This is a genomic window from Limisphaerales bacterium, assembly GCA_014382585.1.
Classification (GTDB): Bacteria; Verrucomicrobiota; Verrucomicrobiia; order Limisphaerales; family UBA1100; genus JACNJL01.
On record JACNJL010000034.1, the window covers coordinates 1 to 12,135 of the forward strand.

Annotated in this window: 7 protein-coding genes; all 7 read right to left on the reverse strand. The window is 56.1% G+C overall.

Features of this window, described 5'->3' with window-relative positions; genetic code table 11:
* On the reverse strand, nucleotides 1-1,727 hold a 1,727-nt coding region (locus H8E27_06100; GenBank protein ID MBC8325180.1), incomplete at its 3' end, for a hypothetical protein.
* A 34-nt stretch (nucleotides 1,728-1,761) separates the two neighbouring features.
* Entirely contained in the window at nucleotides 1,762-3,891 is a 2,130-nt protein-coding gene (locus tag H8E27_06105) for a hypothetical protein (protein ID MBC8325181.1), read from the reverse strand.
* 283 nt (nucleotides 3,892-4,174) lie between these two features.
* Complete coding sequence (locus H8E27_06110; GenBank protein ID MBC8325182.1) at nucleotides 4,175-5,056, reverse strand: hypothetical protein; 882 nt, start codon at nucleotides 5,054-5,056, stop codon at nucleotides 4,175-4,177.
* 4 nt (nucleotides 5,057-5,060) lie between these two features.
* Complete coding sequence (locus H8E27_06115; protein ID MBC8325183.1) at nucleotides 5,061-8,096, reverse strand: hypothetical protein; 3,036 nt, start codon at nucleotides 8,094-8,096, stop codon at nucleotides 5,061-5,063.
* Between the two features lie 187 nt (nucleotides 8,097-8,283).
* A complete protein-coding gene (locus H8E27_06120) occupies nucleotides 8,284-9,486 on the reverse strand; it encodes a hypothetical protein (GenBank protein MBC8325184.1) in 1,203 nt (400 codons plus the stop codon).
* A 6-nt stretch (nucleotides 9,487-9,492) separates the two neighbouring features.
* Nucleotides 9,493-10,755: a hypothetical protein gene (locus tag H8E27_06125; GenBank protein ID MBC8325185.1), complete on the reverse strand. Its 1,263-nt coding sequence runs from the start codon at nucleotides 10,753-10,755 to the stop codon at nucleotides 9,493-9,495.
* A 2-nt stretch (nucleotides 10,756-10,757) separates the two neighbouring features.
* Nucleotides 10,758-12,135, reverse strand: a 1,378-nt coding sequence (pilM, locus tag H8E27_06130; GenBank protein ID MBC8325186.1) for a pilus assembly protein PilM, incomplete at its 5' end; no start/stop codon positions are given.

Here is a 12,135-nt window from a genome sequence, read left to right on the forward strand (position 1 = left end):
GGTGCGATTTCATTTTCCAAACGCCACACGGTGGCATCGCGCGGGAAGGTGATGACATCCTGCGGTCCGGGGCCCTTGATGTGGCCCCACAGTGAGAACGAGGGCGTTTGATTGCCGACCACACTCGCCTCTCCGCCCCAGAGCACTTCAAAACTGCCGGTGGTGGCGGTGTTACCCAGATTGGAGAAGGTATAAATGATTCCATTGGGCGGCACAAAGATATTGCCGGGCCCAACGTTGGTGGTGTTGAGGGCGACTAATCCGACATTGGCCCACGCGCCGTTATTGGTCCAACCCTGCGTGTTGTCGGTGCGGTTCCACGCCACCGGCACGCCGTCGGGCGCCTGGCCCAGATCGTCACATACAAAAATAATGTCCGGGGCGGTGACGGTGCGACCGACTTTTTGCGAATAATATTTTAGACTGTGCGGACCAATCCAGGCGCTGGCACCGGGGGTGGTATTGTTGAGCCCGCCCACGTTCCAGCCATTGGTGGTTACGAAAGTATCAGTCCAAACAAAGTTGGTGGCGGTGAACAATGTGCCCAACAACGAGTCCAGCGGCTGATAGTAAAACTGCATCCGATCGATGCCGCCTCGCAGTGCCGGGCCCACCATTTGGGAGAGCTGCCCGGGAAAGCCGATGATCGGCACTCCTCGTAATGGACTGGTGGTGGCAAATGACGGTTGGATGGGTGCCACGTTGCCGCCAAACCGTCGGGGAAATACGCCACGCGTATTAGGCATCGTGGGCCCCATAAAGTTTTGCGCACTGTTCCCGCTCAAAAATTGCGGCGGCTCCACGAGGTTAATTGATAAATCCAAATCCTCGTACACGAAATTATTCGTGCGGTACATGTACTTCAACGCGCCCACGTCATCATACGTCAGAGCATGGCGCGGTTGATACTGGCCACCCATCGCATTGCGTCCATCGTAGTATACCCCGAAGTTGAAAAGCGTTGGCGTATCCGTCCAATAAATTGCGGTGTTGCCGTAAAACGCATCCACAATCCCCGCCACCGAACTCCACGCATTACCGCTGGTGTCCGTGGTGAACTCTTCCATATCCACAAACGTGGGCACCGTAATCGGACCGCCCGCTTGCGGGGGCGCGTCATGAATCAGACGGTAACTGTACTGCACCCCGTTAATCACATCGGTGGGCTGCCACGTCACCGGATCAAAATTCTTCAGTCGTACATTGAAGCTCCACTGCGTGGCCGTCGCATTCGTGCTGATGCCCCGCACGGTGAATGCGTACCGATGCGGATTCCCCACACCAAGGTGATTGACCAACATCCCCAGCGCCAAACTTTTGATATCTATGATCTGGGCATTTTGAGCCGTCGTGTTCAGCCATGTCGTGTTGTAGTTGCTCAGGTAACCATCCCGCGCAAAATCGATACTGCTCACCCCGTTGTAACTTCCATCAGCGGGAACGAAGAAATCATTCACCACCCGAAACGCATCATGCACCGCGTCCATTCCCTCAAGCCCAAAGTAGCGCACAAAGCTTTGGTCAAACGTGTACGTCAGATACGGATTATTCCACCGGAAAAAATGCTTGAGCTCCTTCGGGCCACCCAGGTCATCCGTGATATTGAAGTCAGTGGCACCCGCGGAAACCTCCGGCGCCAACATCGGCCCGATCATCACGAACCCACGCGAAGACTCCACCCCAACGAGCAGCAGTGCGCCCACCACTAATAATTTTATTTTATTCATTTATCCCTGTCCCCCTCCTTTATGACTCTGGGAATTAATTGGTGCGCACTACACGCAGGTATTTGTGCCCTCCATTTTCAACCGACATAGAATCGAAACCTGTCCGCTGCCCGGAACGGGTATTGCCAACATTGTTCCAACTGGTTCGGTCTGTGGAGGACTGCACCTGATAACGCGCACCGGCTTGGGAAATCCATGTAAGCTGCGAACCGCGGCCATTGCGCACCACCGAGGCCGGCACCGCGCGGTTGCCCGTGCTGCGGGCGAGTTCAGCCGAGGCCTGCGCACTTTGGCGCATATTAGTGAAACGCTGGGTAGCCGCAGAAGACTGTGCGTTTTGGCCTGTGCTGGTTGTGCGAATTTGTGGTGCGGTGCGTGCTTGTGTCGTGTTCCGCGTGGGCTGGGTGAGGCGCAAATTGGTGCGCGCGGAACTGCCGCGCTGCGACCACGCCGCCCGAGAGCTTGTGCTGCTGGAAGGGTAATTCCGGTTAAACATCCCACTCCGTACCGAGGCCATTTGAGTACTGCCGTAGGTTGCGCGGGGTTGGCGGTTTTGCTGCGCCCGTTCGAGCATGATGTTTCGTGAAGCATTGATCGACGCTGAGTTTTGGCTGGGATTACGCAAATTTAACCGCATCGGCCGCGCCTGTGATTGCATACGGGCGTTGTTTTGCAGGGCCAATGAAGCGGCTTGATTTACGCGGGCCGACGTCGAGGGATTAGCCGCCGCAGTTGCGTGCGCCGAACGAGGGGCCGATGGGGCCGGAGGCGTGGGAACCACAGTCTCAGCCAATTGAGGCACGCTCGGGGCTACAGTGGCCACCACTGGAACAGGCTGTGCCGTTGCGATATTCATTGTCGCGAAGGAATCTTGTCCGGTGTTGCTGGAGGCAACCTGCGTTGCTGCCGGTCGCCGTGCTGCTTGCGGATTGGTACGGCGTTGAACTTGTTCCGCGCCCACGACCTGCACCTCGCCGGCAGTCACATCCACCACTCCCTCACCCACCGCGCCATTCGGCACGAGGTAACGTTGAGCGGATAAAATTGAATGGTCGGCCTTCATCGTGTTCACCCACACCGCGATGTATTTGCCGGTGCCATCGGATCCAATGGTGGGCATGCTTTGGTTCAGCTGACCCTGTGAATTGATTTGAAATTCCGTGCCGCCCGAAAGCATTCGGCCCTGCACTCCCAACCCGCCGGCATCCTGCCCCGAGCTGGCCCACGTCACTAATGCGTCGCTGCCCACCATAGCCACTTCCGGAGTAGATTGGCGCCCGGTGAGATACGTATTGTGGCGCACCGCCTGCACAGCGGGCAGGCCATTGTTATCAAACGTTTTGATGTAAACATCTGAGCTGTTGCGAGTATTCGTTTCATCTTTTTGCACCCAGGTGAGCAGGAAACCGCCATCGGGCCGGGTCGCCAATTGCGGATCAGCCGCCAACACATCGCCGTCATTCAGCCGATACTCATTGCCCACCGCCGCGCCGGAGCCATCGTATAAACGGCCCATTACGTTGCTGCGCAAATTTGCCCCACCGGAGCTGTTGCGCCCATTTTGGGATTGGCTCAACCAGCCAACGACAAACTTACCGCCGTTGAGTGCGGTCACGCTGGGATCACTTTGATTTTCTGCGGTAGACTGGTTAACCAAAAACTCGCTGCCCACTCGAATGCCCTGCGCATTAAACCGTTGGCCGTAAATGCCTTCGCCGGAACCATCCTGCCCCACGCTTTCCCACACCACCACCACGCCACCGTTTTCCAACGTAGCGATTGAAGCATCGCGCTGGATGCTGCTGGCATAGGAATTTGCCATAATTGCACCGGTGGTGAAATTCCCGCGTGAATCGATGAACCGTACATACACATCCGAGTTGCCACGCGGGCCCGCCTCCCAAACGATTGCGCCGCCGCCATCTGATCGCATCGCCGCGCGCGGGTTCACGTCATTGGATCCCGCCGCGCCTTGGCTCACTTGTTGGACGACCCCTTCGCCCACGTAATCTGAATTGAGCCGCTGCACGAGAATGCGTTCGCCATTGCTTTGAGCCGCGTTTTGCCACACCACAAACCCGCCATCCGAATCCACGGCCACGTGGGGGTTGGATTGATGCCCGTCAATATTGCCGAGTAGCGGATACTCACCGCCCAACGGCATTAACGCTGCATTGGAAATTGACACACCCCAGACGCACGCAACGGCCAGAACGACCTTTGTAGAAACATTTTTCATGTCCATCCTCCTTGGTTTTTTGCCCCAAAACACAGACGCAGAATCGATTGCTGGTGATTCCTCCCCGCAGACGCGAGGCCCATCCCTGTGCCCTAGGGCGCACTCCTTGAGATGGGTTGTCTCAAATAATATCAGTTTCGTCAACTACTTTTTCACAACCTGTGGATAATGTGGTGGGCGGTTTTTTTTCCACCCCAACCGGTAGGGGTCACAATAATTCCCCTTGCCGTCCTGCTTCCAACTCATTCAGTAAAGAACGGAAGTTCCAACGTGTGTATTGTGTATGCAACTTCGCGGAATCACCCGCGCCCGGGCGGAGGTCTTCCAGGTCATTTTTCCATTCGGCCATTTCTTTGAGTGCGACCAATTCTTGATTGCGCCGCACCTCGGCCTGCGCCTCGCGCAAGCGCCCCTGCAATCCGCCGGGCTTCACAGCGTCCAAATTCGCATACAAATTTTCTGCCGTTTTATATTCAAGCAACAGTTTGGTGGCCGTCTTGGGGCCCACACCACGCACCCCGGGGATGCCGTCCACGCTGTCGCCCACGAGGCTAAGCCAATCAATAATTTGTTCCGGCTCCACTCCGGTTTTGGCGCGCACTTGTTCGGCCTGCCACAGGGTTTCAGTTTTATCGTTCGGGTTGAGCAGGTGCACATTGGGATTGATGAGCTGGAAAAAATCTTTGTCCGAGCTGGCGATCACCACCGGCAACCTTGCCGCCTCGGCCTGACGGGTGAGCGTACCAATCACGTCGTCGGCCTCCACCCCATCATGACACCACGAAAACAATCCGGCTGCCTCAAGCCACTCATCCAGTGCATCGAGCTGAAGCTCCAAATCGTCAGGCATGGGATCGCGCGCGCCTTTGTAATCCGGCAATGCCTCGGTGCGTTCTTCATCAAGCCCGCCATCCCAAATCACCGCGATGTGAGTGGGCTCCACTCGCGCGCGCATCCGGCGCAATGCGTTGATGAATCCATAGAGCGCGTTCGTGGGAAATCCATCCGGCGCATTCATCGCGCGGATGGCAAAAAAGGAACGGTAGGCAAAATGATGCCCGTCGACAATTAGCAGGCGATCAGCCCCCATGATCTTAGCGGCGGTAAGTATTGCGGTTGAGCAACTTGTTGTTGATGCCACCGCCCGCACCTCCACCCGGTACGCCACCGCCGGCGCCGCCAGCATTGGCGTTCGGGTTTTCCGGGTTGATGAATGTCACCGCGTCTGGCGAAGTCGTACGGGCAAATGGCAACTGACCGGGCCGGTTTTTCGGGTTGCCCGCCGGATCAATGATTGTGGGCTTCACATAAATTACCATATTTTTCTTTTTGCTGCTGCGCCCTTCTCCGCGGAACGCGCGACCCACAAACGGAAGGTCACCGAGGAAGGGCACCTTATCTTTGGTGGTTTGCACCGTCTCGGCGATGAGCCCGCCCAGCGCTAGCACGGTTTGATCCCAAACCACGCATTGGACGTTAATGTTGCGGGTGCGAATCCGGGGCATGGGCACCTGCTGGCGCACTACGTTGCCGCCGGCGGCAAACACGGATGCTTCAAAAGTGCTTTCTTCGTAACCCAAAAACTCAGTGATGGACGGCGCCAATGACATTTCGATGGTGTAGCCATCAGCATTGACATATGGCAACACAGTAAGCGAGGGGCCCATTTGTTGTTGGGTAACCGTCGGTTGCACCGTGCCGCCGCCCGCGCCGCCGCCGCCGCCGAAACCGCCGCCCGTGCCCGGGGTGAAGGTGGGCGTTACTCCGGTGACGATGGATCGGTTATCCTGAACAGCGATGTTTGCCTGCCGTCCGCTGATTGCCAGAATGCGCGGCGCGGAAAGCAGCTCCGCGCCGTCCTGTTGGTCAATGGCATTGAGGACCATCCGAAATTGCGGGTCGGTCATCAGCCCGGTGAATGTCCAAAGCGGATTGCCATAGCCCTTAAAGCCGGACGTGAGCCGGCCTTCGTTTGGGCTGGGCGGGATGCTGAATTGGCTGGGCACAAAGGTGTTGCCCTGCAACGTGCCGGGGTACGGGAAAAATCCTGATGGATTGCTTGCGGTGGGCTTGCCGATGAATGTGGGATGCGGGCCGGCGCCGGTGATGTACTTGCCGTTTTGCATCGTAAAATTGCCGAGATACCAATCAAAGCCCAGCGATTCGCCTTCATTAAATTCAATCTCCGCGAACTTGGCCTCAACCACCAATTGCTCGGGTGAAGTATTTAGGATCTCAATGACCTGTTCAATTTGCTCAAGGTTTGCCAACTGCGCACGCACCAGCAATTGACCGTTACTTGGATTGAACACTACCTGCGCGTTCGTGATACCGAAGTTTGCCAGATACTGCTGCACCGCCTGTGAGGCCTGCTGGTTGACACCGCCAACGCCGCCGCCGCCGCCGCCACCGCCGCCGGAGCCGCCGCCGCCGGCCCAACCGCCGCCGCCATTCACCGGCTGCCCGGTTTGCCGGTTGAGGTCCCTATTGCCCCCGCCTCCGGCTTGCGTGTGTTTGTTTTGAATGGCGGAATCAAACCCTTCCCCCAGTGGTGTTTGGGGCAGCGGCGATAGCTGCCGGGAAGTCCGTGTTGTTTTTACCAATTCAGTAAAAAATGCGTTTGGCTTCACTTGAAATAATTTGGTGACAAAGTCCGCATCCGCCGGACGATAAGAAAGCATAACGGTGCCTTCGCTCACTTTCCAATCGATCGGTTGATCGCAGGATTTGGTGACAATATTGAGCAACTGCGAAAGACTCACGTTGGTGAGCGGTGCCGTGAGGCCTTGCACAGTGATGCGAGTGGGATCCAGCCGGCCACCGCCCATTGTGGGCACACTGGGGCCGTTATTCATCCCCCGGCCGGGCGCCAGTACGCCGGCTCCCGCGCTTGGGCCATCGGCCATACTGCCGCCGGCGTGTTTCATCACCGGTTGGCCCATCGGCAGGCCATTGGCGGGATTGATGTTGGGTGAGCCTTGGAAAGGGAAATTAGCCGCGATTTTTGAGTACTCCGGCAGATCGGTCCGGATCCAAATATTGATCCCTTTTTCCTTTGGATTCAGCGTAACGGCATCGTTTTCCGAAGCCATTTCTGTGATCAAATTCACCGCTTCGTTGAGCGCCATTCCTGCGAGCGGAGGCACGTTGGGCACCCGAATGCTCTGCAGTTTGTTCATGATTACATTGTTGGCGCCGGGGCCGCCGGGTTGGTTTGCGCTGCCGCCAGTTTGGCGGATCCATTCCGGATTAGGAATGGGCAAGGTGCGCTGATGGGGTGCCTCAACCCATTTTTCATTCACCTCCTGCACCATGGAGCTGAAGTTGCGATCGCGCGCATCTTTGGCGGCGTCGTTATTAAATTTATTGATCATACGCAGGAAATTGCTGGCCACATCATTGCGGCCGTCGAGTATCAGCACGCGGTCGAAGTTCAGTTTGGCGTTATCGAAATCGCGCAGCTCATAATGAAACCGGCCGTCCTTGAGCAGGCGGTTGATTTCGCGGTCACGATCTGCCAGAACGTTTCGCATACTTGAGGCATCCGGTGAGGGCTCGCTTTTTACGTAGGCCGCATTGCGTTTTTCACTTTCGCGCATAAGCGCCTGCAACTCAACGTTGCCGGGTAACCAGCCCAGGGTGTCCATAATATATCCTTTGGCATGATCAAACTCATTGCGTTGCCAGGCAGCTTCCACCATCACTTGGGTCACTTTCAAATAACCCGCGCGGATATCGCGCATGGGAAGCTCGATTGTGTTTAGCGCCTTGATGTAGACGGGGTGATCCACGCGCAACAGGCCCTGTAGCTGGGTGGCGGCGTATTTCTTAAAATCGTTTTCGAGAATGATGGCCATGCGATATTTCGAGATGGCATCGGCGTTGCGAGGGGCCTGCGTGGCTTGCTGGGTGAGCTGCACCACAGCAAGCAGATCCGATTGGGCTTTGCGATCGATATCTGCCAGAGCAGCATCCACCCGCTGGGAATTGGCAATCGCCTCTTGTGCGATGGGGTCGTTGAGACCCTGCGCACGCAAGCGGCGTTCCTCTTCCAGAAGGCGCTGGATGGCATCCGGCGAGGGCATGGTTGACGGAGGCGTGGCTTGCGCCCACACGTTCACGGAGTTCATGGAAATGGCAACAAAGCCAATCGACAATACGACACGAAAAACAATCCCCACCTGTTTCATAATACCCCCAGTTTTTTTGGCCAGAATGGCCGATTTCCCCCAGGCTGATCCCTCAACCTCGGGGGGACTATATTGGAAGTGGCCGAATAAGCAAGGAAATAACGTGGCGCACGCTGTCCACGCCACGTTACTGCCCTCCTGCGGGAGGCGGATTGGCCACGGTCGGGCGGGTGACGGGCACGGCGTTGGTGGGTGTGGCATTGGTGCCGCCACCGGGCACGGGGATGTTCAGGCCGGGCCGTACCTGAATGGGGCCGGCGCGGAAGGGTTTGTCATAGATTTGGCGGTTGCCACCATATCCCATATCGGAAACCAGCTGCACCAGATCCGGTGTAACTTTGAGAACGCGAAACACTTCACCATCAACGGAGAACCGCCTGCCCACGCGGCAGTTTTTCCATTCCATCGGCGTGGCAGTAAATTTGGTTTTGAAATATAAATCCGCCTCGTAGCCGCGGGTGAATGAAATAGGCTGGTTGTGCTTGGCCACGCGGTTTTTGTTGGTGACTAACCCGCCGCCGGGCAAACCATGAATGATATCGAGCGTACAAATCACATCTTCAATCCGATCGGCCTTGGTGGCGGCAGTGAAGCGGAAGCCCACAAACCAATCGGGATGTTGCCGAATTTGAGGATCCCCAAACAGGTGCAAAAAGCTGAGCTTTCGAAGGGTGCTGGGTTGTAAATTGGGGGAAAGCGCCTTGGTGTTCGGCGGGAACGGCCGTTTTTGGGGCATGAATGATTGCAGTCTCGGGGTGTTGTATTGGACGAAGCTTCTCCAATTCGGGTGCTTACGCCAATAAGCCATGTACTCCGGGAGGGAGGCAAATACGGTTGGGTATTCATCAATTGCCTCAAACCGATAGCGCATGTTGTTTTCACCCAAACGCGCAGGGCTGCGGTTAAATTGAATTTTGGGGGTGATGAGTAGGCGCACCTCGCGGATTTCTGTCACCCGTAATGCCGAAATGCCCAATGGCAAATTCGAAGAATCGCGGAACACATTGGTAACCCCGTTGTTGATCACCCGATTCCACTTCGCGGCGTTAAACACAAGATGGTTGGTGCCATCCAGATTAATGGCCGGCGGATCCTCGCGAGAGGTCTGCACCAGCTTGGCAAAGGTTTCAATATCCTCAGGCTCCCGCATCTGACCCCCGAAGGTGATGACGCCGGATGCCTTATTCACCGCCTCAAGATCGCCGCGCGCGCTTAGTAGTTTGAATACCGAAATGACCGCCACGGCCACCAACACCACGCCCAGAATAATTTTCTCAAGGTGATCAAGCGCTCCCTTAAGTTTGTTTAAAATAGGCTGCAGTTTTTCCATACGGCGTTATTGCTTGGGCTGGGGCGTTACCGTTGTGGCCTCCGGAATTGTGACGGGGTTGTTGGTTCCCGACGCTGGCGCTGCATTATTAGTCCCCTCGATGGCGGACAGATTGGGTGCCTGTGCGGTTCCGGGCGGATTGATATTGCCCCCGACTCCAACTTCACCTTCTGGTTCCTCCGGACGCAGACGCCGGATGACGTCAAGATCGATCGTCACTTCCAACAATTGCTCGCGCATAATATTTTTAGCCTTTGGCGTGGCCAGGCCTGCGCTAATTTCAAGAATTCCTTGCTCAATCAGAGTGAGCGGCACACTGGGAGTGCCCGACGCCGCCTGAGCCCCGCCCCCGCCTGCACCGCCACCGGGGGCTGCACCCGCGCCGAAGCCTTCCCCTCCCCCGCCCCCGGGCTCACCCCCAAAACCTCCACCCAATCCACCTTCGCCGCCGCCCATGCCCATACCCCCGCTGGAGGCGCTGTTTGCGCCCGCTTGTTTGACCTCAAATTTGCGCACCACATAAAACAATTCCTCACTCGCAAACCCGCTGAGTGATTTGGCAATGCCCCCGCTGAGGCAGTGAAACTTAATCCGATATGGCCGCACTACCGCCACGGAGTTAGCATATTTTTTCCGCTCTTTAAGATAATCGTTCGGCCGGGTAGCGCCCACATCTTCTTTAGTGACGCGATTGCGTTGAATGAGTTCGATCGATTGAACGCGGCTGCCGAGCAAAATATTAACGATGGTTTCCACGTCCTCCAATTGCACCTGAAGCTCGGGCACTTTGTCCTCACTCACACCGTGCTCTTTGGTGATGACCTCAAAAAAGGTAAAGTAATAAGGAAACTGTACGTCGCTCTTGCTGCTCGGATCGCGCGGGAGGTTGACCTGTTGCTCTTCCGCCGCACGGTTGAGCTGTTTGATGACACTCACCATGTGCGTGGTGAAATCATTGCCAGCCATCGCTTGATGCTCTACCCCGGCACGAATGACCGTTCCTGATTCAACAATTAACTTATCGAGCGCATTTACTTCGTCTTGGATTTTCCCGATGTTCGCCTCGTCGATCTTGATGTTATTGCCAGGATTGGAAATTTTTTCGCGCCGCGATTTCACCTTTTCAAAAGCTTTATCCTGTTCAACTCTGCCGGCCGCGGCATCGGTCATGAATTTGTACCCATACCCCACAAACCCAAGCGCCAACAACAACCCCACAAGGATCAGCATATGCCGCTTTAAATAAAATATGATTAAATCTTTTTGCATGGTTATTCCATTGATTTATCCTTCATCACAATCGGATCCTTCAATGTCAATTGAATGACAAATTCAAACCAACGGGTGCCGTCAATTTCTTTCATCGCAATCTTTCCTTCCACTTTGGTGCGGGTGGCATCATCACTAAACATCTCATTATTCTGAAATTGCTCGGCCATCATCTGTGCAAATTCACGATTCAACGTTTCTCGGGTGCGCACTTTCTCGCCATTGGCCGCATCGGCCAACACATTTTTGGCCATCAGTTTGAGGTATATCACTTCAACGGGTTTGTCTTTGCTTGCTTCGCCACTGCCTTCGCCCGGGTTACCTTCGCCCATGCCGCCCATGCCGCCCATTCCTTCCATGCCGCCTCCCATGCCGCCTTCGCCCATCCCGCCTCCGCCACTGGGGATGCCTCCGCCACCTCCCATTTCTTCCCCGCTGCCGAAGCCTCCACCTTGTTTGCCGCCGGAACCACCTGCGGGCTTGGTAATGGTGAGCGATTGCAGCCAGACGGCGGTATCTGCCTCGGCTACTTTTTCGGCGTTGATTTGGTTCACCACATTGGTGCCCTTGGGCATCAGTTTGTTGGGGTTGGTGAGGATCAGAATTTTGCCGTCAGAATCACTCAATGTGCCTTGGATGGAGTTCACCAGTTCGATCCAATAAAATCGACTGCGCAGGATTCGCTCCATTTTCTCGGCCTTCCCTTTGCGGTCGAATAATTGGCCTTCAACGTCTGTGATTTGGGTCGCGATTTTTTCAAAGTCCCCCAGCCCTTGCTCCATTTTTTTGATACCGCCCTCATTTTTTGCCGAAATGCTGCGGTGGGCGGCTCCGGATACATATAATATAAGCCCTGCGCAAAAGATGGTGGCGATGGCGTAGGGGCCGCGTTTATCAACTTGGCGGCTGATTTTTTCGCGCTTGGGTAGGAGGTTAAATTCGGTCATGCCCACCGTGGTGGCCCGCAGGCCGAGGCCGGCCATTTCGCCAAGGCTGTGAGCTTCGCGGGCGAGGGCTTCGGGATCCAATTCAGGGCCGAGCTCCACGTTGCGGAAGGGGTTGAGGAATTCGACGGGGAGGTTGAGTTTTTCCTGAAAAAATTCAGCAGTGTAAAGCATCGACGCGCCGCCGCCGGCAAGGAAGAGCCGAACGGGCGCTGAGCCGCCTTGTTGGGCGCGGTAGTATTGGATGGTTTGGGCCACTTGCTGGTGCAGCCGGGTCATCACGTTGCGGGCAGTTTTGACGACGATGGCCTGATAAGGATCGGTGGGCTCCTCGGTGTTAGTGACGTGGACGTAGCCGTAGGCGCGCTTGTATTCTTCGGCCTGTGCCCAGTCGAGGCCGCTCTCGCGGGAGAATTCCTGGGTGACGGCGTTGGCC

Coding starts and splice junctions, on each gene's coding strand:
- H8E27_06105 (MBC8325181.1), bottom strand. CDS start 3,891: ATGCCGTTGGGCGGTGAGTATCCGCTACTCGGCAATATTGACGGGCAT.
- H8E27_06110 (MBC8325182.1), bottom strand. CDS start 5,056: ATGGGGGCTGATCGCCTGCTAATTGTCGACGGGCATCATTTTGCCTAC.
- H8E27_06115 (MBC8325183.1), bottom strand. CDS start 8,096: ATGAACTCCGTGAACGTGTGGGCGCAAGCCACGCCTCCGTCAACCATG.
- H8E27_06120 (MBC8325184.1), bottom strand. CDS start 9,486: ATGGAAAAACTGCAGCCTATTTTAAACAAACTTAAGGGAGCGCTTGAT.
- H8E27_06125 (MBC8325185.1), bottom strand. CDS start 10,755: ATGCAAAAAGATTTAATCATATTTTATTTAAAGCGGCATATGCTGATC.